This window comes from Rhodanobacter sp. FW102-FHT14D06 (assembly GCF_043950705.1).
In the GTDB taxonomy this organism is placed as follows: domain Bacteria; phylum Pseudomonadota; class Gammaproteobacteria; order Xanthomonadales; family Rhodanobacteraceae; genus Rhodanobacter.
Genome location: NZ_CP170722.1, coordinates 535,354 through 561,966 on the forward strand (window position 1 = coordinate 535,354; position 26,613 = coordinate 561,966).

Below are 26,613 nucleotides of genomic sequence, written 5' to 3' on the forward strand. Positions count from 1 at the left end.
CATGACTCACGACGACTTGCCGCTGCACGCCGCAGTGATCACCGAGGACCTCGCCTCACTCGATCGGCTCCTCGCCCTGCGCCACACTCATCCCGATATCCGCCTCGACGCGGTGGATGAGCTGGGGCGCACGGCCCTCCACTACGCGAGCCTGTATCGGATTGAAGGCGCCGCCGAGCGCCTGATCCGTGCTGGCGCGTCGCTTCAGATCCGGGATCGGTGCGGCGCCACACCGATCGACCTTTTCTTCGATGGCGAAGACGATCGTCAGCTCGCAGACCTGTCGATGTGACATCGACAATGCGATGGCGTTAGGGCATAGACAGCCGGCGGATTTCTGCGAAAACAGATGAGAGGGGTGCACATTTCGGCGCCCCAATAACCATCCATTTCGAGATCTACGCCCATGAAAAACTCTGCCCTCTTCGCCCTCTTCCTGGCCACCTCTCTCGGTGTTCACGCTCAGTCGATGACCGCCGCCAATCCCTACCATGTCCCCATGTTTGCTGGACACGTAGAAAGCAGTCAATGCGATGCTTGTGGCTCTATTGTCGTGGGAAGCGAAACTGGGTTTGCATCGCCTGACTGGACCCCGAGCGCGAGCGATGAGGGGAGCCAGACGGGCGTCGGCGACTCAGTCGCCGCTCAGCCCGTATGCGATGAATGTAACACTGTCGCAGATGGCCCTGTCGCCGATGGCCCTAGTAGCTTCTATCGCAGGTTGATCGAAATGTCGGGTAACGAGATCAACCCCGTCACACAGCCAAAACTGGATTTTTCTGATAGCCGGCATGCCGTTCAAATTAGCGGCGTCGTGACGACCAATGGCAAGCCCGTGCCTGATGCCACGGTTATGGTCGAAGTCGACCTCGACGGCGGCTTCGTCAACTTCCAAGCCAAGGTGCAGGTGTTGATTATCGCTGACAAGCAGGGGTTCTACGCCACCGCAGTTCGCGCGCCAGCGGCAATCACAGCGGTCCAAGTGACGTCGCCGAGCTTCTGCTCAGTCAAAAACGACTGCGTCTATTGGTATGAATCTAGCGATGGCGCGGGCGCGATCGCTCAATGACGCAAGTGATATCCGCGATGTGACTTGGGGACAGCGACATGGCATTGAACCAACAAGATATTGAGAACCTCGTAGCAGCCATGAAGCAATCTGGCCTTGCTAGAACCCGACGACTGCTAACGCTTTGGGGCGCGGTTGCATTGTGTTCGATTGGCTGGGTGACTTGGTGCACGACGGGATTGGATCGGGTCGAACGTAAGCCGGACGCGGGTGTGACGATCCTAGATTCACACCTAGATGCCCACTTGGAAAACATTGATCAAATGCTCGAACGCCAAGGTCAGATCTTGGCCCGGCTCGATGAGGAATCCCGATGGAAAGCAGTAGACAGTCGGCGGCTAGCTGACCCATGGATGAAGATCGACGACTTCTCATCGACACCTCACCCGTCATCGACGGTAGCGTCTGCTCACCAGTCAATGGGACACGATAGGGACTAGACCGATGTTCTCTTTTTTTGACAGCTGGCAGCGTCAGCACGATCGCATCATGTCGATTTTTAATCAGATGACGCTCGATGCGGCTGATCGGATGCAGCAAGAGGCCGATCGCCGCAATCGCCGCGCGGAAGAAACGAGGGAAGAGATGCGCGAGGAGACCCACGACAACCTGATGCAGCAGTATGGAAAAGTCCAGTTTCTCGAAGGCGAGTGCTACCGTTTGAATGAGGAGCTGGCTGCTCACAAGGATCTGGCGAATTACTGGGCGAACTGCTACGAAGTGTATGCGCGGATGCTCGATCACATAGTCCAGCATTGGCACGCAAGCGATGCACCAGACGAAGACTTCGAGGCGCGGCGGGCACGGAAAAGCGCAATCTTCGAGCAGATGCGCGATGTAGTGATGGCAGACGAGACCTGGCCGAAGCGGCGCGAAGAGCGCCACTTGGCTCGCATCAAGTCACGCCGCCGTTAGAGAACCGCTCCGCGCCGCTGCTGTTGCTGCTTCTGACGCGGCGTCGGCGCGGGGTTGTGCACCCGCTGCCATGCTTCCTTAAACGCCGTGGCGACCCTCTGAAACAGGGGATCCGGCGTCTCCCGCTTGGGCGCCTCGGCGACCTGGGGCCGCTTCGTCGTCCGGCCCGTCAGCCCTTCTTCCAGGGCGTTCATCTGCAACCGGTCGGTCACTACGTTCGCGTCGAGTGCGGGGCCGTAGATGCCATCGACAGTGCCATACAAGCCATAACTCTGCTTCATGCGAGTGAAAGCGACGAGCGACAGCTGGCGGTCAGACACGCCTCCCGCGTTCTCACCCGCGTAGTGATAGACCTCAGTCTTGCTCTGGCCCTGACTCTTGTGCACGGTTGAAGCGTAGCCATGCGCGAGCGCGCTGAAATCGCGCGTCTCGAACGCGACCTTGCGCCCGTCATCCTTCTTGATGTCGCTGATCAACGTCGCTTCAATCCGATGCCCTCCGCCTTCCAGCGCCTCGATCGCGTCGATGCGTGCCCGGCTCCCGTTCACCAGCCCCAGCTTCTTTTCCTTCGCGTTGAACCGAACGTGGTCACCGACTGCGAGCGGCATCGGACGGGTCTTCCCTTCGGTGCCATACGCCACCTGGATCACGTGGTCAGGCCCCAGCCGTCCGCGCGCGTGCAGGCCTTCCCGGACCGCGGCGTTGAGCGCAGTAACGTCGGCGCGCTTGCCGGCGATGATCAGCTTTTCGTTCGCTACCGTGGGGCTGCCGAGATAGTCGGCCACAAGGTTCCGCATCGCCTCGGCGTCGTCATCGAACGCGCGGATCTGCCCCCGCTTCTCCATTCTGGCGAGGATCTCTCGTCCAGCCTGTGCGTTCTCACCGCGGCTCCGCAGTTCGTCGCCACCAGCTGCGTAGAACAGCCCCGCAGTCTTGACGTCCTCGGTGTTCTTCTGTCGCCGGATATCTGAGAGCGTCGCGCCGCCCACAGCCTTCGTAATCGCGCGCATCGCGCCACCACGCTCGACGCTCTGCAATTGGAGAGGGTCGCCCTGAAGGATCACCTTCGATTTGGCTTGCTCGGCATGGCGCAGCAGCGCTGACATGCTTGGCGTGCCCACCATGCCCGCTTCGTCCACGATGACGAGCGTCTTCGCTGTGAGCTTTGTCTTGCCGTCGTCGAGCCCTTTCAGAAGGGCTGCGATCGAGTGAGATGGGATGCCCGCCTCTGCTTCGAGTTTCTTCGCCGCATCCCAGCCTGTAGCGCAGCCGATCACGTCATAGCCGGCGGCTCGGTGGCTGGCAACAACGGCATCGCTGACCGTGGTTTTTCCGGTCCCTGCTCGCCCAACCAGGCTCTGCACCGCCCCTGGGGACTGGGTGAGGTGCTCGACCGCCTGGCGTTGTTCTGGTGAGACCCGGAAGCCTCGGGATGTCTCCATTTGCGTGATCGCCTGGTTGACCTTGTCGGGCGAAACGCGGTGGTCTTCGGCCGCCCTAGACTTCACGCTCTCAATCATGGAGCGCTCCTCCTCGACAACAGCCTGCGACGCGTAGCGCACCTGGCGGTGGCGTCGTGCCAGATGTTCACCGCGTTCGTCCGCGTGAATTTTCTCCGGCTGAATAACGTGCAAGTCGTTTCGCTGGACGAACGCATTGCAGGCTTTCGCCACGCCGGCTGCGTCAAGCGTGCCGGCATTTCGTTCGGCAATCTGCTGTAGGAGGTCGTGCCGGGTCCAGACCGTTTTCGTTTCATGGAGCTTGGCCAGTATTTCAGCATCCTCCCTCGCTTGGTCTCGCTCTACCGGCTTGCGCTCCCGCTGCCGCAACGCTTCCGCGTCCGCGGGCATGTTCAGCTCGGGGTGCCGCATCCTGAAACTGTCGAGGTGGGCCCGCCATTGTTGGGTCAGCTCTTCAAACGGCGGCTCGTCCTTCTGCAGCCGCGTTTTCAGGTTGGCGGCTTGTGGCGAGAGCGACGGATCCGCTTTCATCGCTTGCTCGATCTGCCCACGCCGCCCGCTCATCTCTTCTGCTAACGCATCGGGGATCCCCGCAATCTTGAACGCGCGGAATTTTTCCTTCCCCTGGTCATCGAAGTGGATCTCGTCTTCGATGCCGAAGCCCAGTCGAGCCATCCCGGCTGCCAGCTCTGCGCGATACAACGCCCCGAGAGAGAGCTTCTGGCGATAGATCTCGGCTGTTTCCAAGGCGCCCCACTTCCCGTTCGCATCTAGGGCCACGTTGTAGGCCAGACAGTGAGAATGGAGATCTGGATCGCACTGGCTCTCGCTGCCATCGAACGTCTGGTCATGGGGACGTGCGGCGAAGTGGGTGTGGCGTGAGATAACCATCGCCGCGTCATGCACGTCCACCCCAGCCTTTCCGCGCCGCGTTTCCGCGGCCTGCTTCTCAATCCAGTCGAGGCTCTTGGCGACGGCCTGGTGATGGGCTTCGAGGATCTGATCGCGCAGCTCGCCGTCTGCTGCCGCAAACGCCACAGACACCGTCTTCGGCGCGCTGAAGGTCATGTCCCACCCGATACGTTGCTGAACCTCGCGTGTGATGGGGTTGCCTTCTTCATCGAGCCGAGGTTTCCCCTGGCGATCCTTCAGCTCGACCACCGCGGGCTTTTCACCCGCGTTGCGACGCAACTTCGTGCCGTCCGGTGCAAGCCCTTGGGCGAGCTTCGCCATGTCTTCGACAGTCACGCTCTGGCGATGCAGGCCGAGAGCCTTGGCGCCGGTGCCAAACCACTCGGACGCGACCACCTCTCTTCCATCGGCGTTCTGGTAGTAGTGAGTAGCCGTCAGATACTCAGGGATCCCGCTACCGCCTTTGCTCCCGCTTTGGGTTTTGAGTGCGCGGATCGTCAACATGATGAAAGCCTCCGATGAGTTGTGATCACCCGCTCTAGGTGCTCCTTCGTAGACCCAGGTTGCGTGAGAAATTCGATCAGCCGGTGACCGCTCACGATCAACACACGGCCACCTGCGTCTGTAATCGCGCCGCGGGAAGCTTCGCCAGTCCGACCTGTGTGCACGAACAACCCCACGGCGTCTTCCAACGCACAGAGCGACGCGAAAACGGCCACATGAGCGCGCTGGATATGTGCCCCGTAGCGTTTCGCTTGGATAAGCACGCGAGCACCGCGATACGTGACCTCCCCGTCAAGCCCACCGTCGCCCGTGTAGCGGAGATTTCGCTGGATGCGAAGGTTGTCGTCTTCAACCGCCGTCAAGATCAGCTCTTCGAATACGAGCGGGTCGATCTTGCGGAGATAGCCGAGAGCGCGGGCGAAGCCGTTCTCTGTCGCAGCGATCTCAGTGATCTTCTGTCGAAGCTTGTGGCTGCGCGCGACCTTGTTCACGTGCCGACGGCGACCGATAAGCCGAACGCGGTTGACAAAGCGAGACCACCAGGTGGTCCAGCGAATTGAAACGTGGGTGTCGATAGTGTTCATTTATCGACGTTACTGAAACAACGCCGGCTGTCTACCCGCTATCGACCAGGCATTTGCATCGGCAGTGGTGGCAACTGTAGACCCGCCTCGACGCCGGCAAGCGGGCTTGCCTCCCCTTCTTCTCGAATGCTCGCGGCGAAGTCGCTCAGCGGATGCGCGGTCTGCGCTTCCAGTGCAGCCCTTGCCCACGCTTCCGCAAGCGCCAGGCTTGGTGACGGCGACGGTTGCGGCTGCTCTGGATCAGGGGTTGCACCACCCGCCTTCGCTTTTCCGGCAACGTTCTGAGTCCACTTCGCCGGCCGGTGAGGTTTCCGACGCTTCTTCGGGCTCGTCCCGTCGAAATCCAGTTCGAGCAGATCAGGGCCTAGGCCCGCGACGATGGCTCGGATGCCCCAGCCCAACGGAAAACGCTTGCCCCTCTGCGGACCCAAGCGATCCGTCAACTCGTGAGGCGCGATGACTGGGCGCTGTTCTTCGTGCACCGAGACATTCGTGTTCGTGGCGCTGCCGCCGCCGCTTGTGCTGACGTTCGCGATCGACCAGCGCGCTTTCCCAAACTGTTCTGAGATAGCGTCCCGGCTGAGCGACGGCTGCACGCGAAAGACGAGATGCGTGCCGATCATTGAGCCGAGGCTTCGCATGGTTTCCTCGCCCCAGACTTGCTTGACCTGGTCGAGAGACTGCACTGACGCGATGAATACGACACCCTTCGAACGGCCGCGCTCGATCAACCCAGCGAAGTCGATCTTGCCGACCGAGGGCAGCTCGTCGATCACGACCGCGATCGTCCGACCGTCTTCGTTGTCAGGCAGCGCTGCCGAGAGGAGCCGGGGCGTGAGGAGATTGAGCATCGCTGAGGCGAGCGCGGTCGTCATCGAGCGATCGGGGCCAGCCTGAAAAATCAGCTGGCGGATCTCGCCGGCATAACCATCTGCTGACCATTCGCGGAGGGAGATCGACGCCCGCATGTCACCCGTTCCAGGGTCTTGTCCGTCGCCCCACGCGAGGGCCAGGTCGTCGACGAGCTTCGTGTAACTCGACAGCGTGGCGAGGACGCTAGAAGTCGCGCTGCTGGCTGGATCAGCGACGAGAGCGAGCGCCTTCGGGAAGTCAGCGGCCATACGCTCGGCCATAGCCTTGGCGTCAACTGCGAGGCGATCCGCCAGGCTCTTCCAGCCCCAGTTCGTGCCGTGGTCGTTTTGAAGCGATCGGAGCACACCTTCGAGCAGTTGCCGGGCGGCGATCGACCAAAATCGCCCGTTTCCTTCGTCTTCTTTGATGAGCGCTGCGGCAAAAACCTGCGCATCGCTGGGCGTGCGGCAATCTTGCCCGATGTCCCAGACCAGACTCCGCCGGTCCCACGGGCAAATGAGCCCCACGGAACCGCCCAAGAAATAGCTGGTGAAGTCGCCCTTGACGTCGTAGACGAACGCTCGGTGACCAGCATTGATGAGCTGCTGGATCGCCGGGATCAGCACGACCGTTTTCCCGGACCCGGGCGAGCCGTATAGCAAGATGCCTCGCGTTGCTCGGCGCTTGTCGAGGGCCAGGGGCCCGAGTTGAAGGAATGGCTCACCCTTGGCTTCGTGCTTGCACGCTTGCTTTGCAGCCTGGACAGCCTCTCGCCCGCGGAGGAGCTGAGGCCCGGCTAGGTGGCGCATCCGCCGGGTCGGCTGTAGGCCCGCTTTCAGCACCCAGCCACCGATCGCGGTTGCAGCAGCCAGCGCCGGCGCGAAGCAGCGATGAACCAACGAGAGGTCCGGCGCCGCAGGGTTATCGACCAGCGCATGGGGGTTTAGCCACCCTGCCGACAGCATGTGCAAGACGATGCCGGGGTAATCGAGCAACTGCGGGACGTAGCCACCGGCCGCTGGATGGGGAAGTGTGTGCCAGATGGCCGCGCTCAGCCCTGTGTAAACCATCGCGCCGACACCAAGGCCAGCGCCCAGGGCATGATCTACCCGCCGGACCCAGCGCGAGGGTTCGAGACCGGCGGGCTCCGACTGCAGGAACAGGTTGAGCACCTTCTCGCTCATCAGCGCCCCAACGTTGGTTCCAGGCCGCGAGCCACGCGCTGCGCGTTGTGCTCGATCAGGTTATTGAGGGCCTTGCCGTAGTCGAGTGTCATCGCCAATGCCTCGGGCGTGCGCCCATCGCGATCCCGTGGCCCGTGCGGATCCGCGCCGTGGGCGATCAGGGTCTCCCACGTCTGTGGCGACTTGCTTCTAACGAAAGCAGCTTCGTGGAGCGGCGTGCGGCCAAACCCATCCTGCACGTTCGGATCCGCGCCGCCAGCGAGCAAGAACTCAGCGACGTGGCTGTGTCCTTGAGCTGCCGCGATGTGCAGTGCTGTGGCGCCGCCAGGGCCGATGGCTGAGGGGCGGGCCCCGGCGGCGCAAGCGGTCTTGGCCATGGAAACGCTGCCTGTCGCTGCCGCTTGAAACAAGGTCTGCTCAGCGTTCATTGGATGCCTCCCGACCGAGTGAAGACGCGGGTCAGGCGCGCACGGCGCCATGCCCGATCAATTGCGCGATCCATGGCGTCGAGCGTGTCCCAGTAGCCGGTGCTGGTGCCAGGCGGGACGGATTGCTTCCCGGTGATCCGCAAGCGCGCCAGCGTCTGAGCGTCAAGCACGATGCCAAGAAGGGCTTGGACCGTTGGCAGCGGGATCAGGCGCTCCCGTTGGGCTTGATAGATGGCGCGCTCGACGCGGGCAACGGCGCGAGCGTGCGTGCGGCGACAGACGGGGTTGTCGGGTGTCCAGGCGAGGGCCCGCTCTGCGTCGAACGCATTGCGCGCGGCCTTTTTGATTGCGCTGCGGAGGATATGTGGGCGCTTCATAGACTCATCCCCCGTGCCTTGGCGGGCATCACTGGCTTGATCCGGGGAGCACGCGCGACAACGGGCTCCTGGCGCTCACGCTGCGGCTGAGCCTCAATCGCCTTCTGTCCCTCCTGCTTCTGCTCCTGGACATGGTGCAGATCGAACTGCCGCACGTGCGTCACGATTTTTTCGGCGTCAGCACATGCACGGAAGATCTCGCGTGGGTCTTGCCGAAGCGCCGCCAGCCAGCTCCCAAGGTATGCGTCATGCTGCCTCGGGTCATGAGAGAGCCCCATCTCCTGACAGCTTAGAAAACTTCCGATTTCAGCGCGTAGCTCTTCTCGGGCGTAGTCGGGCGATCCGAATGCGTGCGCCATTGAGCGGTTGAGACGTGATGGGTGTCCCGTCCAGTGCGCCAGCTCATGCAGAGCGGTTGCGGCGTAGCGGCCGGCGTCGAGAAATTGCCCGCGTTCGGGCATCACGATCCGGTCTTTCGTCAGCGAGTAGTGAGGCGTCGCGCCAGGCTCGTGCCGGATGTCCGCGCGGCTCTCTTTCAGTAGGGCCTCGACGCGTTCGATGGGGTCCCATGCGTGCTGCCGAATTTCGAGCGGCGGCATCCCGTCGATCTGCGACGCGTGGAAGACGGCGGCGTAGAAAGCGCGCGGCCGTTCGAGCTGCACGGTCCGCTTCTCACCCGTGGCTTTGTCGGTCTCCTCTTTTTCGAACTGCCAGAACTCCACGCTGCGAGACTTCTCGCCGCGCCGGACTTGCCAGCCTTGGGCTTCCGCTTGCTTGTATGTAACCCATCGCGGATCTTGATTGGGTTGCGACATAAGCAGCGAGATCGCGTTGATGCCGCGGTAGCGCTTCCCAGTTGTGGGATTCATGGGCAGCCCGCCGAACTGACTCTCCTCGTAAGGCCGTTGCCATGGGGCCGTGCCGGCTTCGAGGCGAGCGATGATGTCCGCGGCAACACGCTCGGCGAACGGGATCTTGGATTGATCAGTGGTTGCCATGGTTCACCCCCGATCCCCAGGCGAACGTTTCGGGAGTGCGCGCAGTCAGCGCGTCATCGAGTGACAGCGCGTCTTCTTGGAAGACGCCTGCATCGTCGAATTGGGTGCGGACGGCGCGTTCGACTTCGCGCATACGTGCGCGACGAAAAAGATCAGCAAGTTGAAGCATGAGTGGGGCCTCGGCAGTGGGTCTCTCTTGACCGTAGGCCGAATCTGCCGGATCGGAAGTCCCCCCTCTGCTATGACGCCCGCGCGTAGCGCCGTGCTTTTCACCCCATCGCCTGGCAGAGCTTTTTTGCTCTTCCTGCTCTTGTTCTTGAACTACGGAGCGCAGCGAATGCCGCACAACGCGAAGAGCTGGAGAAGCAGAAAAGCCCATCTGCCCGGCCCTGCCGGGCCAGTCGGGGGAAGAACGGACAAAACCCCACTGCCTGCCGAACTGCTTGGCTCACCAACGCGGCCGAGGCCGCGGACGAGGCGGATCAGGCACCCGTTGCGGTGCAGGTGAGGCGATGGACTGAGGCTGCGACGCCATAAAAGCGGCGCGCATGAAGCGCGACATCGGGACCGCCGTCTTGATCCACACACCCTTGATTTCGCCAGGCGCGAAATGAGCGCCGCTGGATCGCCATTGGCCGATGGCGTTCGCCACCTGCATGGCTGAGATGGGCGGGCGCAGGGCGTCCTGAAACTCGCCCCAGCGCTCCACCCCTTCCAACAAGTGGCCAAGGTGTTCGAGGCCGAAGCCGCCGAGAATGATGCCCGCGAGTGCGCCGCCGAACGCTTCTGCGAAGCCGCCCTCACTATCGAGTTCGTTGCTTTCGGGGTCGATGGGGACGAACACCCAGACATCCTGCATGTCGTCGAGGGCGTGGTTAGGCGTCATGTCGGTCTCCAGGCGAGCAGGCTGGCAGCGGCTTGGGGCCCCAGATCGCGGTGGATTGGGCGATGGCCTGGGCGGCTTGGACGGTCCACGCCGATGCGGCGGCACAGGATGGGACAGGGGTTGCAGCACCTGCGTCGATCCAGAGGAGCGAGCCTTCCAGGTCGCCTGCGCGATCGAGCTGCGTGAAGACTGCGGGGTTCAATGCGGGGCAGCCCAGCGACCGGCCGACCAGCCCGGTCTGGCTCACGTAGTCAGCTGGATGAAGGACGACCCCGCGCTCGCGGGCGTGAGCGTCTGTCGGGCTCAGGCCATCGAGGCGATACGCTTTCCCATGCTTCGCCATGTTGTAAGGCTCAGCGACACGGTATAGGCCCAGGCTCGTCGTGCCGCTATTGGGCGTATCGCTGAAGCGAATGGGCAAGCCCGTCTTCTGCGGATCTGATCCGGCTCCGTGCGCCACACGTGTCGCTGCTTCAACCAGGGGATGCTTCGGGTCTGAGAGATCCAGAACCCAGAACCGCCTCCGCGTGCTGGGCAGGGTCATATCCGCGAGCAGCAGACGCTTGGGCGCGTGGCCGGTGGTGCAGATGGAAGCCGTGACAGCCCGGCCAATGGCGCTATGCGGGGGAAGTGGTGGTGTGTTGGTGATCATCGCTGGTGGTCTCTAACGGGGTGGTGCCACCCCTCTACCTCCACCGTAGACGAAGCCTGGGATTTGTCGAGTCGATGTCGATCATGACTTTCAAAATGAAGAAGCCGTGGTTCTCAAGCCACGGCTTCTTGGTGGGTGGATGGTCACGGCGGGTTACATGCTCATGCCGCGTTTCTGCGCTTTCTTCGGCGGGGCAATCTCGCCCGTCGAAATGGGGTTGTAGAAGCTCGGATGGGTCGGCTTCGAGAGCTGGCCCTGGCCGCCGCTGCCCTGCCCTGATCCCTGGGCTTGCTTCTGTGGTGCCGCACCGATCGCCGTAGCAAGCGTCATGCGCGGTCGCTGCTGAGCCTGCTGCTGAGCAGCGGACGCCTCCTTTTGCGGTGCCGACTGAGGCAGCGGGCGCTGCCAGGCGGCGGGTGCCTGTTGTTGAGCGGATTGCGCTTCCTTGCGCGCCGCCGACTGTCGGCGAATAGCGTCAACGGTCATCATCATCATTTCTCCTCTTGGATTTCAGTGGCTTCGGGATTGCGAATGGCGTCCAGCAGCGCCGCCAATGGCTGGTTGTTCTCCTCGTCGTGTGTGATGGAAAGCTGTTCCTCTGCGGTGACTCGCTCCGCTTCAGAGGCGAGTGCGGCCTCCATGGCGGCCTTCCGAGTGATCGCGTCTTCGGCGTCGAGATCCCGCACCACATAGTTCGGGTCGAGCAGGTCTTCGGGAATCGAGAACATGGGTGCGACGACGCGCACATAGTCCCGGCGTGGCACGCCTCCGCGGCGGATATCAACTAGGGCGACACCAGTTTCTGCGGTGAGCGTCGCGAATTGGCTGAGCTCCAAAATCGGCTCTTCCTTCATCTCGCGCACGAGCACCAGGTCGTTCGCTAGACGGTCTCCGAAAACGCCCTTGCCACCACCTTCAATCCGGTGATCTTTGAAGTGCGTGCCCCCCAGCTTGCGTCGGAACGAGGCCAGCATACGAGCCATGGGGTGGCCTTCATCCCAGATCGGAGCGCTGTAAGCCTTGGCCACCGACCGCACGAAATCGACCATGGTGGAGTCAGATTCGCGATGGGGCACGCGCCCCATGCCGATACCTTCTTGCATCCACTTCGCAGTCTTGGGCGATGTGCGCAGAGCCACCCGAGAGAGGAACGAAGCGAGCATGGCATTCGTCGAGTTTTCATTCTTCGAAGCCTGAAGAAGGCTCTCAATCGTTTGCGTTGCCACGATGTAAACCCCCCCGAGCGACCTCGCTTTAGGGACGAGATCGATATCCGCTTGCGTCACGATGTCCTGAAATTCGTCCAAGCACAGGTAGCAATGCGAAGCCGTCGGATCCACCTTCTCCCAGTCTCCACCGGCACACCCGGCACGCCGCTGCATCTCACTGGTGACCCGCGCCTTAAGAAATTTCACGACCAGGTTGGCTGAGTGCTGGCCATACAGCGAGCCACTGATATCCAAGCCAACGGCAGATCCATGAAGGCACGCTTCGACGCTTTCGCCCGTGTCTGCGGCAGCCCACCGCATCAAGTCCGGATGCGACAAATACGGAGCAAACCAGAGCGTCCAATTTGCCAGGATCGACCCCCGCGTTTCCGGAGCCAACGCCTGCACAGTTTGTGTCGAGTAAAGGTAGGCCTCCTCCAAAAGGCCATCAATGACGCCGCCCTCAAGCTGCGCGATCTGTTCCCAGTAATGCTTGATCTCGTCTAGCCGATCCTCGCCCGCCAAAAAAAGCTTCCCGAGGCGGTCATGACACAGCAATGACCACTTCCAAGGCTCTCCGTTCGAATCGTGCAGGCCGTGCTTCACGAGCGCTTCGAGCATGTAGATCGCAGGTCGACAGCATGCCGCTGTCATGCCATTCCACGTCTTCTCAGATCCGCTAGAACTACCGGCAGCAGGCATGTTGTTCTCTTCATGCTGCCTGGCGATATCGCTCGAACTCAGCCCCTGATATAACGAAACGACCTGGCGTTTCGGATTGAGATTTTTAAAGTCGATCATGCCAGCGTGCTCGCCCGCGAGAGCGCCCTTACCATCGGCGATCAGCAGACCGATGACATAGCCAAGCTTCCGCAGCCTCATCAGCTGAGCGATTTTGGGGCGCAGCTGCGTGCTCGTCTTGCCCGATCCAGTCTCGCCAAAAATGATCATGTGCGTGGACAAGTCTTTCAGACTGATCGAAATCGGCAGACCGCCATCCGCCGCAAATCCGTCACCGCGATGCGTCAACTCACCCATCGACGTGCCCATCGGCAGCAGCGGGCTGTCGTCTTTCGCTGCTGCAATCGCCTGGGCTTTCCTTGCGGCGACGTGCGACGTCAACGCGCTGCCGTCCTCACCGCCCGCTTTCCGCCCCTGGATCGCCAATCGCTTCGCCCGCTTCCGCTGCTCGCTCCATGCATACATGAGAGGCATGAGACAGCTCGGCAGAAAGCAGATGAGTGAGATGAGCGCTGAGCGGCTGGACGAAGCAGCGAGAACGGGCAAGAGCAGGCCGAAGAGTGCTGCGGTGAAGGTCCAACCCTTGCGCGGGGCCGTCGCTGTGCGGATGAGCAGCAGAGTCGCCAGCGCCAAGGCACCGGTGATGACGCCCAGCCCACGGGGCAGAACGGTCGTCAACATCGCGAACACGCCCAGGACGCCGAAGAGCAACGGCGTGGCGACGCTGGTCGAGCCGCTGCCCAGGTCCTCAGCGAGCATGCGGCCAGCTACGCGATACTGCCGCCCGCGTGAATCGGGGGACGTCAAAATATATCGCGACTGACGATCCTGGAGATCCTTGCTGAGCGGCAGCATCTGGCCGTTGCCAGCGTCGAACAGGCCCTCACGGTTCGCCTGCGGCACGTCCCAACGCGTAGCCAAAACACGCGCTTCTTCAATGCTCGAAGCGAGCATCGACTTGATTGGCATCAGCGTGCCGACGATCGACTTGATTTTCATCAGTGGCTCCCGGGGAAGTTCAGAGTGGGGGTCATGCCGCCGATCTGGGTCGGAGACACGTGTGAGCGGATCTCGTGAGACGCGCCGACGATCAGCGTGAGCGCCAGCGCGAAGCTGGCGAGGCCGACGCTCGTCCACGCAGCCACGTGGCCGAGCATTCGGCGGCGCATCGCGTCAACGATGAGCGTCCGGCGCTGCGTGTCCGGGTCGCCGATCCCGCCGGTCGGCTCGGGGCGATCGCCCGGCACGTAATAGAAAGATGGGGGGATCGGAGGCGCGATGCTTTCAGGAGTGCCGATCGCAAGGCACCCGAGAAAGCTGAGCACGCGAGAAGTGATAGAGGGGGACATGGTGGGGACCTGTGTGTTGAGTTGATGTGGGGATACAGATGACCGTAGGCCGAATTCGCCGGCTGGGAAGTGGGTGGGAAGATACCTGGGCTACTTTGTGGTGCCTGACACCGCGGTCTAGCCCTCGGCCAGGTCCCACCGGTTCGACCAGGCCAAGATGACCCACAGGCGCTGAGCCCACCCGGACAGGGTCGGGGCCAAGCCACGGACCGGGGGGAGCTGCTGATCCAACCAGGCCACATCGTCGGGGGCATTGGTCTTGAACTGTGCCCCGTGGCTTTTGATCAGCCGCTTCTGGACAACCGGAACCTGGCTGGGTTTGACCACCTCGAACCCCAAGAGCCGGCGGTCCAGGTCATGGCTCACCGCCGCCACGATGGTTCCGTGTTGTTCGGGTCGAATCACCAGGCCATACCCGGCCGAGTTCTGGGGCTGAGGGTGCCCCATCGCTGCCCGCGCCAGTTGGTCGATGTGCCGGCGGATGTCCACTGGCTGACACCCCAGTTCTTGGGCCAGTTGGTAGGACGTCTTCCGGGCCGCCACCCCCACGAACACCCGGAACACGCGGTCGGGGCGATGAAGGCCACCCAATGGGGCGTTTTGGCGCACGGACTTCCAGGCGCTACATTTCCGACACTGAAACCGTTGAACGGGCGGCGTTCCCCGGCTTCCTCGCTTGACCCAAACATGCTCAACGCAGCGCCTTTGAATAGGGCGCTTTTTGGCGTTCGTGGTCGATTTCACTGAGGATGGCATGAGGTGAGTTTTGGTTCGTTTCTGTCAAAAATAGGCTTTCTACACCCTATACCATCGCACAACGATAGGGTGAGATGCAAATGTGATGCCATCGACATAAATAGGGCGTTTAATGGCTTTTTTGAGCTTGACGGTTGCCAGTAATCTGTCAATTTGAATGGAGAGCAGCCACCGACGAACGCAATGTTTGTCCATTCCCTGGGGCTGCCACCCATCGTCTGGCAGGTCCCCCATGGCAACGAAAAAGTCCCGCAATGAGCGCAATGCTGAGAGCATCGTTCGTGATTTCTTGCAGAAGAACGAGTATCCGGCCACAGGTCTGGAATCCGACGACGGGTTGATGGTCGAAGAACAGAAGAGCACCCACGGCCGGATCCGAAAACTGTTGGACACAGCCAGCAAGCGCGGCGGAACAGGTCGAGGCTGCCCCGAGTTCATCATCCGCCACAAAAAAGTGCCGGACTTCCTCATCGTGGTGGAATGCAAGGCAGACAACGCCGACCACGAAAGCCACCTCGTTCCGGCATGGGTGGCCGGTGAAGAGAACAAGGATGACGACGCCTACTTCGCTCGCGCGGCTCGCTATGCGGCTGATGGCGCCCTTCATTACGCCAAGGCGCTCTCCAAGGAGTTCAATGTCATCGCCATCGCCATGAGCGGTGAAACCAAGAAGGAAGCCCAAATATCCACTTACCTTTGGGTCAAGGGCGACAAGCACCCCGATTTGTTACTCAACCGGAAGAACCAACAGCCGCTGAGAACCATCATTCCTTGGGCGGATTTCATCCGGTGCGCCACGCACAATCCGGCCGTGAACCAAGCGCGCGAAGCGGATCTGATGCAGTTTGCCCGCGACCTTCATGACACCATGAGGGAATACAAACTGACGGAACAAGAGAAACCCTTGCTGGTCAGTGGCACGTTGCTGGCCTTGAAAAACAAGCCGTTCCATGCGGCGGCCATGGACGAAACAGGACCTCAACTGGACTCAGATGAACTCCCTGGCGAATGGTTGGAAGCCATCGTCAAGGAACTGAACAAGGCGTTCCACAACAAACAAAAACAGGACGACATGATGTTCACGTATCGTGCTCTGTCCGAGCACCCGGAGTTGCGCAAGACGACGGATGAGCGCCCCAACGGGGTTCTGTTTGATTTCATCAAGCAAATCAATGACCACGTTGCCCCCTACATCAATGCCCACGATGGGCTCGACATCCTGGGCAAGTTCTATGGCGAATTCCTGAAATACACCGGCGGCGACAAGAAAGCGCTGGGTATTGTGCTCACCCCACGCCATATCACCGATCTGTTCGCAGGCATCGCCCGGGTTAACAAAACCTCTACGGTGATGGATTTGTGCGCTGGAACAGGCGGCTTCTTGATTTCGGCCATGGCACGTATGTTGGCGGATACCACCAAGCCATCCGAAGAAGAGCGCATCAAAGAGGAGGGGCTAACCGGGGTGGAACAATCGCCTCACATGTTTGCCTTGTCGGCGTCCAACATGATTCTGCGGGGCGATGGCAAGACGCATCTTCATCATGGCTCCTGTTTTGATGCAGGGCTGGTCAAGAAAGTGAGGGCGTTGAAGCCCAACGTCGGGATGCTCAATCCTCCCTACGCCCAGCGGGACATTTCGGAACTTCGTTTCATTGAACACATGCTGGATGTGCTGGAACCCAATGGCGTTGGCATTGCCATCGTTCCGATGTCATGCGCCCTGCGCAACGCGCCGGAAAAGACTTCCATTCTGGCCAGCCATACCTTGGAAGCCGTCATGTCGATGCCGGATGATCTCTTCTACCCGGTGGGCGTGGTCTCCTGCATCATGGTTTTTAAGGCTCACGTTCCTCATGAATACAGTGGTCGGGACACCTGGTTCGGCTACTGGAAAGAAGACGGCTTCGTCAAAACCAAACACATGGGCCGTGTGGACAAGAACGAAACCTGGGAGACCACTCGGGCTAAATGGCTGGACGCTTTCCACAACCGCCGTGCGGTTGCTGGTGAAAGCGTGTTGAAGAAGGTAGGTCCCACAGACGAGTGGTGCGCAGAGGCCTACATGGAAACGGATTACAGCAAGTTGACCCAGGCTGATTTCGAGCGAACGGTTCGCAACTACGCCGTCTTCAAGATGTTGTGTGACCAATCCTCTGCCTCAGCATCGGGGGCCAGCCGTGCCTAAGGTCAGCGAACTGTTTGATATTTCAGCGGGCAGCAACTTGGAGTTGAATGCCATGTCCTTGGCTGAACCGGGCCAGGGGGTTGCCTTTGTATCCAGGACCGCCAAGAACAACGGCGTTTCGGCAGTGGTCGAACCGCCAGCAGACATCGTGGCGCACCCAGCAGGAAGCATTTCAGTAGCTTTGAGTGGTTCAGTGCTCGAAACATTCCTTCAACCCGCACCTTTTTATACGGGCTTTCACGTTGCCGTGTTGACACCGAAGGTTGACATGTCGGAGGAGGTAAAACTTTTCTATTGCGCATGCCTTCGAGCCAATCAATACCGCTACAACTACGGCCGCCAGGCAAATCGTTCTCTCAAAGACATTGTCTTACCGGATCCCACCCAGACACCAGCGTTTATATCGGACATGGGCGTGGGCATGGATGGGCTTGCCAGCCCTCAATCCAAGGATGGGGCTATCCCTCTCAATGAGGGGCAGTGGGCACCATTTCGGCTTTCCGATTTGTTCGACATCAAGAAAGGCAAACGACTGACCAAAGGAGACCAACAGGAGGGCTCTACGCCCTTCATTGGCGCCATTGAAAGCAACAATGGGTATTCTTCTCGGATTTCGGCGAGTGCCATCCACGAGGAGAACACGCTGACGGTCAGTTATAACGGGAGCGTAGCGGAGGCCTTCTTTCAGCCAGAGGCCTACTGGTGTTCCGATGACGTCAACGCGCTCTACCTCAAAGACCAAGTGCTGACCGTGGAGATTGGGTTGTTCTTGGCCACGGTCATCCGGAAAGAAAAATACAGGTTCAACTATGGCCGCAAGTGGTCGCTCGAAAAGATGCAAGCCTCGATCATTCGCCTGCCGGCAAAAAACTTTGAGGGTGTGGTTGCTCCTGACTTTGAGTTCATGACGCGCTATATCCAGACGCTACCGTTCAGCAGCCAGCTGGCCCCTATTACCGAAGCGGATACCCATTCCGCCACGCCACCCATAACCATAGGTGGTTTTCCAGGCCCTTGATGCTCTTGGTCGTGGTCCAGGTCTTCCGTCCGAGCCTGGCCAGATCGTTGCGCATCTTGGCAAAGGTCAAGTTGATGGCGAACAGTGGGTCGCGTTCGTCCTGCTTTTGGGCCAGTTTCGACACCAGGGCTTTCACTTTCTGATGCTGGACCCCGGGCAGCGATCGTTGGAGCCACTTGGGATAACTGGGGTGGGCATCAGAAGCGATCACCGCCCCTGGCTTCAACAGCGGACGCATGGACGCCAGCAAAGCCGGGATGTTCGTGGGCGTGTCGTCGTGCTGCCAGTCGTATTTATCGAAGCCCTGAACTTGGGTGGGGATCCGCGAGATGGTGAAGCCCAGCACCTCCCCGGTTTTCACCCGCACCACGACAGCCACGGACAGGTGCTTGGGTCGGGCATGAAGGTAGGTGATCAGTTCGTCCAGCATGATGTAGGACGTGCGCAGGGTCGCCAGCCGTTCCTGGTGGATGCGCCGGGCTTCATCCGCCAGGTGCTGGATCTTCCGGTCCACCGTTCGCTTGGAACAACCCAGCAGCAGGACCATCCGCCGCATCGAGGTGCCCGACACGGCCATCTCGAAGATCCGGCGGTTGAGATCCGGGCGATGGTGCTGCCGGATAGCCTTGGATTGTGTGGATGAAAAGGTGGCCCCGCAGGCCTTGCACTGATACCGCCGCACCGGTTGATGGTTGTGTTTGGCGGGGCGGGATCCCTTCCTCCGGTAGAACCCCCTGGGTGGTTCCACATGGTTCGGGCAGGCCATGTTGGGGCATACCGGGCGGGGGTTCTTCATGCCCGAAACGGTATCAAATCGGTCTCGTTTATCAAATCTTTGGACGGGAATGGGCTAAACCCAAGGCCAGTTCTAGGGTTTGGACGGTGCAAGGCACCATAAAGTAGCCCAGGTATGGTGGGAAGTGGGTCAATGCTTCTTCTTGAAGAATGCATCGAGACGAGCGGACTGATCCTTCGCCCATGCGTCGTCTTTCTTCTGATCGGTGTGCATCGACTTCTGGATGTCTGCGGCGTGCGCGACCTTCCATGGATCCTTCTTCGATGACGCGACCACAGGAAGAGGAGCGGGACGTTCTACCGCGGGCGGTGGCGGTGTGGTCGGCGAGATAGCGGGAGCAGCCGGCACCGGCATGGTTGCCGCGATGACCGGAGCGGTCGGCTTCTGAGGCGCCGTCGTGGTGACGACGGGCGGCGTTGCGACTACAGCGGTGCTCGTCACCGGGGCGGCAGACGCCTCGGCTTTCGCCGCAGCTGCTGCCGGGCTGGCTGGCCGGTGCATCCACCAGCGCACGCCGAAGGTCACACCCACCGCTAGCACCAGCACGCCCAGTCCGGTTGCCCACTGCTTCGGTGACACAGCCGCGATGGCCTGACCCAGCCGACGCGCGCCGGCTTGGCTTGCACGTGTGGCCGATCCCAGGGCCGCGCCGGTTTTCGCTTTCATCGCCTGCGCCGTCGCCCTGGCCGCGTCCGCGGCTTCGGGTGACAGAAAGCCGGCATCCGGTTGAGCCGAGCCAACGCTGCCCCCGAACCCGTCGAAGTCATCAGCTATGGCCGGCGGGGACGGCGATGCCGCCCCCTGGACCGATTTCACCGGAGCCGGCGCAGGTGCCGGACCGGCCAGGAAGTCATCATCGAAGCCGCTCATCGCTCAGCCCTCCCCGCCGGTCTTGGGGATCGGGCTGATCACGAGACGCGGCGACTTCCCGGCGACTTCGATCACGCGAACCGTCGAGCCCGGGCGCAGGTGCGAGCGGATCCGCGAAGCGATCCACTCACGCTGAGCCGTGGTGCCGTGCACCTCGATCGTCGTCGGGTCAGAAGCCTGGTCGGCGAGCGTTGCGGCTTTATCGAGGACTGAGGCGACATCGGCGGCATGGGACTTCACGCCAGCGGCCGGCAAGTCGATGGTCAGACGATCGAGGGCATCAACTTGCGTGATCTTGCCCTGGTCATCCTTAGCCTCGACCGGCTTCGTGACCACAGTCGCCTTCACGCCCTTGACCGCTTCGGCCTGGGCGGCAAGCACGCGGGCTTGCTCGACTTCGTGCTTGTGGATCTGGACAGCGCTGATCGCGCCGACCGCGGCGCCGGCAGCGCAGCCCTTCAGCATGTCCGAACCGTTGCCGATGATCTTGCCGAGGACGGCGCCAGCGCCGCAGCCCAGGATGGCACCGCCCGTGGCGGATCGGGTGGTGTCGGATTTGGAGCCGAAGACCCCGCCAACCTTCTGGGTGGCGGTGTCGATCGTGGCGCAGCCCTGCAGCGAAAGAGCGGCGGCAAAAGTCGCGATGAGCGTCGCGTGAGAAAGGACGCGAGCGACGGATTGAGAAGTGGTGCGCATGTGGGGATACCTCTGTTAGTGGGGTGGGTGGGGAAAAGGAATGGGTTAGACGAGACGCGGGAGAGGCGGCAGTGGGCCTCTACGCTTCAAACGGCGGCGGTTGCTACCGAGCGGGAAGACGTTGCCCTCGAGCGATTCCGCTACACGCATCCGTCGAACCGCGTAATCGAGCTTGTGGGGTTGACCCTCCAGCTGCTGCCAAACGATCCAGCCGAGGGGTTCGCCACTCTCTTGACTCGCGCGGATCGCTCGACGCGCGCTGTTGTAGTGATCGACGATGTCGGCAGGCATCATCAAGTAGCCCCTGTTCGCCAGAGCGAGCGAGACGAGCGTGTCGTGCAGCTGCTGTTTCATCGCTGCGCTACAGAGGGCTTCGACAGTCTTGAGGGAGGGCATGTGTGGATCTCCTGGTGTGTTGGTTAGCGTTTGGCGGGGGTCACGATCTGACTGAGTGCTTCGATGAAGCGCGCGATCAGATCTCGGTTCGTCTTGTCTGCCGCGCGGCTCGCTTCGATTTGTTGAGCGAGCACCGCCTTCGCTTCTGCGCGAAAACGATCGGTTGCTTCACTGATCGCGGCGTGTGCCGACTGCTGGATGAGCTGCGTCGTCTCGTGCGTGTGCAGCAGTGATGCGACTGCTTCGCGCAACAGCTCAGGCCGGCTCTTCCCAACGCGCTCTGCCAGCTTGTCGAGTGCCGGCACTTGGTCGTTTGGAATTCGGATCGTGATGGCGGTCTGCGTGCGCATCGTGCGGTTTCTCAGTCAGCGCGACATGCGCTTCTCTAAAAACCACCGTAGGCCGAATCTGCCGGATCGGAAGCCCCTCAGACGCTGCAGTCGATCACTGCGTGGCAACGCCGAGAAATGGCGTTCTGACGCGGTTCTTCTGCGAATAGAGAGCGCGCACGGCAACGCGCCCCCGTTGCGAAGGCAACGCGCGGAAGCGTTTGTGGTGCTTGATTTAGATGGCTATGCAACGCTCTGACGCGCTGCCGTTTTGCACACCAGCGGTGCGTCTGGTGTGTATGTATCCCTTCGCTCTAGGGATTAACGCGAGCACAGAAGCCGAAGCATCCCGAAGCCGCCCCAGTTTTCCGGCTAGAAGATGCACGCTTCCCTGTGCGTCCCCTGCCCCCGTCTACCCCAGTGAGACGCCCCTCAGGCATCCTCACGCGCATGGCCTCCGATGACTCCACCCGCGCTAATGAACGTGCGCGCAGACTTTTGATTGTGAGGACGTGTGCTTCTCTGGCTCGTCTTCAATCGCGCGTGATTGATGAGCGCTTCTCATACTCCCTGCCCGGCCAATCGCTGCCAGGTCAGACTCGGACGACGTGGCCGGTTAGCTCACTTTCGCCACCGTCCGCCTGGCTCGCTGGTGTTCGAGACACGCTATCGCTCGACTACATCCTCTCAGCGCTTTCCGTCGCGCAGGCCCGACTTCTGGATGCCGTCGCTTCCCCGAAACCCATGGACCCGCTCTGGGTCTGTGGTGTGCTTCAGAGCATCGCTATCGAAGCAAAGCAGTGGACGCCACCTGTCCGAAAGCTCGCTCAACGGTGGGGCGTTGAGCTGCCGCCTTCGCCTCCAGCGCGGGTCCGGTAGTTAGCCCCCCTCTTCCGACTCGGCGTTAATTCGCTAACGTGAATTGAGAGCCTATTCGGAGTGTCGCTATGTCTACTTTGTCTCGCCAGCGCATCTGGCAAACGTCGCATCTCGGCGTGGATCGTCGAGCTCTTCGCATCACTCTGCCCGCTTCTGTGGTGAGTGACGCGGAAGCCTTCGCGCGTCAACACGCCGTCTCGGTGCCCGGTCTTGTCGCTGCCGCGCTGACGTATGCCCAACAACATCCCGATGCAGTGTTGTCACTCTTGCCGGTGATCGAGCGGACCCAAGGCATTCGCTTCCGGCCTAATGTGCAAGCCAAGGGGCGAAGCCGTGATTGAGGTATCCCCTGCTGACCTGCTCCCGTTTTTGGAGCGCGTTGAAGCCGTGCGTGGATTGCCGGCTCCGGTGCCGAAATGGCTCCGGTCCCGCGTTCTGAAGGATGGGGAAGCTCGCTGCTGGCACTGCGAGGCGGCGCCAGCCAACCGTGTCGTCTACCTTTTTTCGCCAGCACTGGGAGGCGACGCCTCGGGTGCGAATGTGGTCCCATCTTGTGAGCGCTGTGCGGTGATCTATCGCCATCGGGACCCCTGGGAGCCGGTATGGGCCGAAGGCAATTCATGGCCAGAGGCGAAGGCCGCCCGACGGCTGGAAGCACTGGCGTGCTGTGCCCAGGCACCGGTGCCGAAAGCGCGGTCGCGTTCGAGAGCGGAAGCAAGGGCGTGGCTGGAAGCGACAAGATGGACGGTGGCGCCTCGGGTTGGCGTAGTCGCTGAACCGCTGGGCGAGGGCTGGCTGGTTGGCCCAGTAGTGGCGCGAGCCAGCCCGGCTTGGGTGGCCCTCGTTAGTGGACTATCTGGCTCGGGCGCGCAAACGGTGGGGCTCGCTCCCGCGCTTCGCTGGCTGCCTGGCGAAGCCTGGGCGGACGTGCAACGGCGCTGGATCGAGCGCGGCGCGCACGTGCACGACGCGCTCAACCCGAGCGCGTGACCAGGTTCTGCCCGGTCGCGCGCAGGTAGGTCAGCCCCCATGCTGCCAGCGCAGCCATGCTCGGTCCCAATTCCGCACCGGCGCCGGCGATACGATTCAGGAGTTCATCGGGGGTCCAAACGGAAACCCTTCGATCAAGGCGCCCGTCCCGCTTTGGATAGATCAGTGACCCCGCAAACTCGATCGTCAGAGGGCCCTTCCGGCGCCCATGCTCGAACGTGCAGCCCAGGCCACCCTGGTCTTCGGGAACCGGGATCACCGTCAGCGTCCCGCCCTTCTTCTCCAACTCGTTCAGAGCGAAGTCGGCCAACGCGCAGATCGTCGGCGCCAGTCGCTCACCCGCGCCAGTGAGCCCTTCGCGCAGCCCAGCGGGGAGGCTCACTTTCAGCTTGTAGTCGTCGAGCGACAGTTTCATTTGCCCGCAGATCACTCGCCCTTGCCCTGCACCAGGTTCCAACGTGTGATGGAAAGCGGGGCCGGCGATCGGCTGCACGTCTGCTCGCTTTTTGACGGGCTTCCGCGCAACAGACGCCACCCTCGCACGTGCCGGCTCCGCGGTGGCCTGGGTCACCCAGTCAATTTTCGGTGGCTTGTTCATGCTGCTTCCTTCTTCGTCTGGCACGCGCTCATGTGCGCAAGAACACGCGCCACCGTCTCTTCAAACTCGTCTCGGGCCGCCATCAGACCAATGATGCCGGTTCCGTCGCTATATAGGTTCGCGCCTTGCCCGAAGAGGGAACCGTAGGCGGCGCGGTCGCGGACAACTGGCACAGCCAAGACACCGGCAAGACGCCTCTGCTCCGCCCGTTCGAGACGCACCCGCGACGGCAGCAGCAGAGGAGCCAGGGGGCGATGGCGAAGGCTATCGACCACGCGCGTTGCGGAGAAGAAGCTGCCAGGGTCGAGGGGCGTCGGCACGATAACCAATCCCTCGGGCAGCTGGTGTGCAGCCCGGCCACCGGGCGGGTGGTCGTAGACGACGTAGTCATACGCTTTCGCTGCGCTGCTGGTGATCGCTTTCAGAACGGGAAATGGCGTCGGACGCCCCGCGGCTTGCGCTTGCGCCAGCCAGCGGGTGGCGCCGCCTTGCGCGCCGTTCGGGTCGGCGTCTACGAGCGCGACGCGGTTGCCGCGGTGAGCGAGCGCTGCGGCGAGCGAGAGCGCGGCGGTCGTCTTGCCGCTGCCTCCCTTGCTGCTGAAGATGTGGATGGCTTGCATATCAGAAGCTCCGCGGAACGAAGGCGAGATGGGGCATCACGTGCAGCACCGACGCCGTGTTGTCGTAGCCTTCCCGATGAGTCTTCCCGTTACAGCTCGACCCAAGGTGCTCGAAGGTCCCGAACCCGGTGACGGGGATGCGGCCCGCTTCCGCGATCTGCCGCATCCGCTCCCGCAACCGCGGCGGGTTGCCCCAGCTCGCCGGCAGCTGAGACATCGCGTCCCTGGCTTCAGGATCGGCACCCGCATCGAGCAAGAGGTTCACGATCTGCTCCGCTCGATCGAGCCGCGACTTCGGTCCGTGCTGGGCGAGCGCGTAGCACCGGCAAGCAAGGTGAAGCGGCGTCAGCTTCGCGAGCAGTCGGACCCCGTTGATGTTCGGGCACGCGGCCAAGAGCTGCTGGACGGCTTCGACATCAGCGCGCTGGATTGCGTCCGCGAACGGTGCCGCGTCTGCTGTCGGCTTGGGCGAGTCTGTCACCTTGCGGCGGCTGATTTCGATTTGTGCAGTGCTGAGCATTGGGGAACCTCTTTGATTGGGTTGGTAAGATTGAGGGTTTGTGCAACCCCCTCATATGTTCACGCTAGTCGAAATCGAGCAGTCGTCAATCACCTGTCGATCATGACCAGTGGTATGTCGATCATGAATTTGATCCCCCAGCGCGTTCGAGCGCTACGCGAAGCGGAGACACAAAAGAAAGCGGGACGCGGAGCGAAAAACCGGAGCGGAAGTCGTGCTCTGCCGGATGCCGATGCATCGCGGTCAGCAAGCCGTCCTCGCTAATCGTGATTTCGCCCGGGGCATAGCGGTTCGTATCCCCGTGGGTGAAATTGCCCATGGTCGGGCGATCGGGCCACATCTGGATATCGACGCTGATCCACAGATAGCCCTCCTCCGTCCTTCCGATGCGGACCCGCAGGGTGTCGTCGAGGACACCCCACAAATTGGGTTCCTGCCAGGTGTAGAGGCTCATGATCAGTCTTCACCGGGGAGCATGACGGTGCCGACGGGCTCAGCGTTGTCACCGGGTCCGATCTGCATCTTGAGCTGCACCACATCGACGCCGCCGTCCTCTCGCTCTGCGTCGTATGCAAAGAAAAGGCAGTCGCCCACCGGCTCAGCCAAGCCCAACTTCGCCCGATGCTCGCTCTGTCGGTATTCCAGCATCGCCGCCGCGAGCACCGCGGTTGCTTTGGCGAGAAGCTCCGCGAGGTCAGTTCCAAACCCCATCGTTGCGCCCCAGGCGCTCGCCGTCATGGCCAAGGGCACTTTGAAGCCAGCGGCGCGGCTGGCGCTCTCGGGCACCTCAACCAGCACGCCATCGTCGATCGCCTCAGCCCGGCTATAGCTGTGGATCACGGGACCGAACATCGATTCATCGCTCATCTCTCTCTCCTTGGTCATTGCTGGCCCCAACAAGGGGCAGCGGGTGCGAACACGCTGCCGATGGCAGCCGCCCTGCCCGGAGAGAGGCGCGGTCAAGAGCAGAAGAGCGGGGGTTGGTGCGGGATGGAGGCCGCATGGCGCGGGAACGCAGTGACACGGGCGGCCGACTGACACGGCCCCTAAACGACTCTTGACCGGAGAAGCCGAGCGTGAGGGCCGCTCTTGCTCTTGCTTGTCGCTGTTCGGAAGCCCCGGACTTGCGGGGTCCGGGGCTGTGGTGGCGTCGTTGATATTCAGTGCGCGAAGTGTGGTCAGGCGCGTGGGCGATGCGGTGGTCAGCGTGCTGTCCACGGCTCGTCCGTCGGCTGTCCATGCGGTGCCCGCAGGGCATCGTGCACCGCGGCCCGATCATCGTGGCCGGGGAACCGCCGTTAGGCGGTCACCTCGACTCCGATCTCTTCGGCCAGGTCCCGGATAGCTTCCATCAGGTCCGCCACCTGGCCTTTTGTGGTGGACAGCGAGCCGACCTCCACTCCAATCATCGGACCCTCGAAGCCACGGCTGTCGGTGTAGCGGTTAGGAGCTTTGCCGGTCACCACTTTCAAGCGCAGGCGAGCGTAGTGACCGTTGCGACCGCTCGATTTGAAGACGCGGAACCGATTCCCCTTTTCCTTGCACGCGTCAGCGAAGGCGATCGCCAGCCGCGCGAACTCCGGGCGATCAGCGGCCAGGCTGCGGCTGCGAGCGGGGCCGAAACCAATGAATTCAAGGCGATCGGCGTTGGCAATGGCGGTATCAGTAGCGGTATCAGTAGTCATGGCTTTGTCCTGTTTTGGTTGGTTGTATAGACGTGGGTTGTGCAACCCCTCTACTTCTTCCAACGTAGGCCGAAATTAAGATCTGTCAACGGCTTAAATCTGCATGTCGATCATGACTTTGATACGAAGCGATGAAGCAAGACAAAGCTAAAA

General features: G+C 61.7%; 30 protein-coding genes. 6 read left to right on the forward strand and 24 right to left on the reverse strand.

Annotated elements, in window-relative coordinates; translation table 11 throughout:
* The first annotated feature begins 1 nt into the window (after position 1).
* From ACFCQI_RS02780 to ACFCQI_RS02790, 3 genes are all read left to right on the forward strand, one after another.
* The gene (locus ACFCQI_RS02780) at positions 2 to 292 is read left to right on the forward strand and encodes a hypothetical protein (RefSeq protein ID WP_395119853.1); all 291 of its coding nucleotides are present in this window, start codon (positions 2 to 4) and stop codon (positions 290 to 292) included.
* Positions 293 to 406: 114 nt separating this feature from the next.
* Complete coding sequence (locus tag ACFCQI_RS02785) at positions 407 to 1,069, forward strand: hypothetical protein (protein WP_395119854.1); 663 nt, start codon at positions 407 to 409, stop codon at positions 1,067 to 1,069.
* A 444-nt stretch (positions 1,070 to 1,513) separates the two neighbouring features.
* Positions 1,514 to 1,984, forward strand: coding sequence for a hypothetical protein (locus tag ACFCQI_RS02790; RefSeq protein ID WP_395119855.1), 471 nt, complete (start codon positions 1,514 to 1,516; stop codon positions 1,982 to 1,984).
* Here the strand turns inward: ACFCQI_RS02790 and mobF are convergent.
* From mobF to ACFCQI_RS02855, 13 genes are all read right to left on the reverse strand, one after another.
* A complete protein-coding gene (mobF, locus tag ACFCQI_RS02795; protein ID WP_395119856.1) occupies positions 1,981 to 4,860 on the reverse strand; it encodes a MobF family relaxase in 2,880 nt (959 codons plus the stop codon). The genes ACFCQI_RS02790 and mobF overlap by 4 nt on opposite strands.
* Positions 4,854 to 5,444: a restriction endonuclease gene (locus tag ACFCQI_RS02800; RefSeq protein WP_395119857.1), complete on the reverse strand. Its 591-nt coding sequence runs from the start codon at positions 5,442 to 5,444 to the stop codon at positions 4,854 to 4,856. The genes mobF and ACFCQI_RS02800 overlap by 7 nt, the downstream gene beginning before the upstream one ends.
* Positions 5,445 to 5,482: 38 nt before the next feature.
* A complete protein-coding gene (locus ACFCQI_RS02805) occupies positions 5,483 to 7,480 on the reverse strand; it encodes a type IV secretion system DNA-binding domain-containing protein (protein ID WP_395119858.1) in 1,998 nt (665 codons plus the stop codon).
* Complete coding sequence (locus ACFCQI_RS02810) at positions 7,480 to 7,908, reverse strand: ankyrin repeat domain-containing protein (protein ID WP_395119859.1); 429 nt, start codon at positions 7,906 to 7,908, stop codon at positions 7,480 to 7,482. Before ACFCQI_RS02810 ends, ACFCQI_RS02805 begins: the two co-directional genes overlap by 1 nt.
* A complete protein-coding gene (locus tag ACFCQI_RS02815) occupies positions 7,905 to 8,285 on the reverse strand; it encodes a hypothetical protein (RefSeq protein WP_395119860.1) in 381 nt (126 codons plus the stop codon). The genes ACFCQI_RS02810 and ACFCQI_RS02815 overlap by 4 nt, the downstream gene beginning before the upstream one ends.
* Positions 8,282 to 9,283 carry an ArdC family protein gene (locus ACFCQI_RS02820; RefSeq protein WP_395119861.1) on the reverse strand — a complete coding sequence of 334 codons (1,002 nt, stop codon included), beginning with the start codon at positions 9,281 to 9,283 and terminating at the stop codon, positions 8,282 to 8,284. Before ACFCQI_RS02820 ends, ACFCQI_RS02815 begins: the two co-directional genes overlap by 4 nt.
* Positions 9,270 to 9,452, reverse strand: a complete 183-nt coding sequence (locus tag ACFCQI_RS02825; protein WP_395119862.1) for a hypothetical protein — start codon at positions 9,450 to 9,452, stop codon at positions 9,270 to 9,272. The genes ACFCQI_RS02820 and ACFCQI_RS02825 overlap by 14 nt, the downstream gene beginning before the upstream one ends.
* A gap of 279 nt (positions 9,453 to 9,731) precedes the next feature.
* Positions 9,732 to 10,169, reverse strand: a complete 438-nt coding sequence (locus ACFCQI_RS02830) for a hypothetical protein (RefSeq protein ID WP_395119863.1) — start codon at positions 10,167 to 10,169, stop codon at positions 9,732 to 9,734.
* Entirely contained in the window at positions 10,159 to 10,821 is a 663-nt protein-coding gene (locus ACFCQI_RS02835) for a murein L,D-transpeptidase catalytic domain-containing protein (protein WP_395119864.1), read from the reverse strand. Before ACFCQI_RS02835 ends, ACFCQI_RS02830 begins: the two co-directional genes overlap by 11 nt.
* Positions 10,822 to 10,974: 153 nt before the next feature.
* On the reverse strand, positions 10,975 to 11,316 hold the full coding sequence (locus tag ACFCQI_RS02840; protein WP_395119865.1) for a hypothetical protein: 342 nt from the start codon (positions 11,314 to 11,316) through the stop codon (positions 10,975 to 10,977).
* Entirely contained in the window at positions 11,313 to 13,769 is a 2,457-nt protein-coding gene (locus tag ACFCQI_RS02845) for a type IV secretion system DNA-binding domain-containing protein (RefSeq protein WP_395119866.1), read from the reverse strand. The genes ACFCQI_RS02840 and ACFCQI_RS02845 overlap by 4 nt, the downstream gene beginning before the upstream one ends.
* Positions 13,769 to 14,119 carry a hypothetical protein gene (locus ACFCQI_RS02850; RefSeq protein WP_395119867.1) on the reverse strand — a complete coding sequence of 117 codons (351 nt, stop codon included), beginning with the start codon at positions 14,117 to 14,119 and terminating at the stop codon, positions 13,769 to 13,771. Before ACFCQI_RS02850 ends, ACFCQI_RS02845 begins: the two co-directional genes overlap by 1 nt.
* Positions 14,120 to 14,236: 117 nt before the next feature.
* Positions 14,237 to 14,728, reverse strand: a complete 492-nt coding sequence (locus ACFCQI_RS02855) for a hypothetical protein (RefSeq protein ID WP_395119868.1) — start codon at positions 14,726 to 14,728, stop codon at positions 14,237 to 14,239.
* A 379-nt stretch (positions 14,729 to 15,107) separates the two neighbouring features.
* Between ACFCQI_RS02855 and ACFCQI_RS02860 the strand changes: the two genes are divergently transcribed.
* Both ACFCQI_RS02860 and ACFCQI_RS02865 read left to right on the forward strand, forming a co-directional pair.
* Positions 15,108 to 17,063, forward strand: coding sequence for a class I SAM-dependent DNA methyltransferase (locus tag ACFCQI_RS02860; RefSeq protein WP_395119869.1), 1,956 nt, complete (start codon positions 15,108 to 15,110; stop codon positions 17,061 to 17,063).
* Entirely contained in the window at positions 17,056 to 18,081 is a 1,026-nt protein-coding gene (locus ACFCQI_RS02865) for a restriction endonuclease subunit S (RefSeq protein ID WP_395119870.1), read from the forward strand. The genes ACFCQI_RS02860 and ACFCQI_RS02865 overlap by 8 nt, the downstream gene beginning before the upstream one ends.
* On the opposite strand, the gene ACFCQI_RS02870 is transcribed toward ACFCQI_RS02865, so the two are convergent.
* From ACFCQI_RS02870 to ACFCQI_RS02890, 5 genes are all read right to left on the reverse strand, one after another.
* Positions 18,017 to 18,877, reverse strand: a complete 861-nt coding sequence (locus ACFCQI_RS02870) for a hypothetical protein (protein WP_395119871.1) — start codon at positions 18,875 to 18,877, stop codon at positions 18,017 to 18,019. The two genes, ACFCQI_RS02865 and ACFCQI_RS02870, sit on opposite strands and share 65 nt — an antisense overlap.
* A 129-nt stretch (positions 18,878 to 19,006) precedes the next feature.
* A complete protein-coding gene (locus tag ACFCQI_RS02875) occupies positions 19,007 to 19,747 on the reverse strand; it encodes a hypothetical protein (protein WP_395119872.1) in 741 nt (246 codons plus the stop codon).
* Between the two features lie 3 nt (positions 19,748 to 19,750).
* Positions 19,751 to 20,443: a hypothetical protein gene (locus ACFCQI_RS02880; protein WP_395119873.1), complete on the reverse strand. Its 693-nt coding sequence runs from the start codon at positions 20,441 to 20,443 to the stop codon at positions 19,751 to 19,753.
* A 45-nt stretch (positions 20,444 to 20,488) separates the two neighbouring features.
* On the reverse strand, positions 20,489 to 20,839 hold the full coding sequence (locus ACFCQI_RS02885) for a hypothetical protein (protein WP_395119874.1): 351 nt from the start codon (positions 20,837 to 20,839) through the stop codon (positions 20,489 to 20,491).
* A 23-nt stretch (positions 20,840 to 20,862) separates the two neighbouring features.
* On the reverse strand, positions 20,863 to 21,189 hold the full coding sequence (locus tag ACFCQI_RS02890) for a ribbon-helix-helix protein, CopG family (protein ID WP_395119875.1): 327 nt from the start codon (positions 21,187 to 21,189) through the stop codon (positions 20,863 to 20,865).
* A gap of 926 nt (positions 21,190 to 22,115) precedes the next feature.
* Here ACFCQI_RS02890 and ACFCQI_RS02895 point away from each other — a divergent pair.
* Positions 22,116 to 22,388 (forward strand): hypothetical protein, encoded by a 273-nt coding sequence (locus tag ACFCQI_RS02895; protein WP_395119876.1) that lies wholly within the window; start codon positions 22,116 to 22,118, stop codon positions 22,386 to 22,388.
* Between the two features lie 632 nt (positions 22,389 to 23,020).
* Here the strand turns inward: ACFCQI_RS02895 and ACFCQI_RS02900 are convergent.
* From ACFCQI_RS02900 to ACFCQI_RS02925, 6 genes are all read right to left on the reverse strand, one after another.
* Positions 23,021 to 23,635: a hypothetical protein gene (locus ACFCQI_RS02900; protein ID WP_395119877.1), complete on the reverse strand. Its 615-nt coding sequence runs from the start codon at positions 23,633 to 23,635 to the stop codon at positions 23,021 to 23,023.
* Entirely contained in the window at positions 23,632 to 24,255 is a 624-nt protein-coding gene (locus tag ACFCQI_RS02905; protein ID WP_395119878.1) for a ParA family protein, read from the reverse strand. Before ACFCQI_RS02905 ends, ACFCQI_RS02900 begins: the two co-directional genes overlap by 4 nt.
* 1 nt (position 24,256) lies before the next feature.
* Positions 24,257 to 24,775, reverse strand: a complete 519-nt coding sequence (locus ACFCQI_RS02910; RefSeq protein ID WP_395119879.1) for a hypothetical protein — start codon at positions 24,773 to 24,775, stop codon at positions 24,257 to 24,259.
* 121 nt (positions 24,776 to 24,896) lie between these two features.
* The gene (locus ACFCQI_RS02915; protein ID WP_395119880.1) at positions 24,897 to 25,229 is read right to left on the reverse strand and encodes a hypothetical protein; all 333 of its coding nucleotides are present in this window, start codon (positions 25,227 to 25,229) and stop codon (positions 24,897 to 24,899) included.
* Between the two features lie 2 nt (positions 25,230 to 25,231).
* Positions 25,232 to 25,642, reverse strand: coding sequence for a DUF6573 family protein (locus ACFCQI_RS02920; protein WP_017462050.1), 411 nt, complete (start codon positions 25,640 to 25,642; stop codon positions 25,232 to 25,234).
* Positions 25,643 to 26,073: 431 nt separating this feature from the next.
* Entirely contained in the window at positions 26,074 to 26,460 is a 387-nt protein-coding gene (locus ACFCQI_RS02925) for a hypothetical protein (RefSeq protein WP_395119881.1), read from the reverse strand.
* Positions 26,461 to 26,613 lie beyond the last annotated feature (153 nt).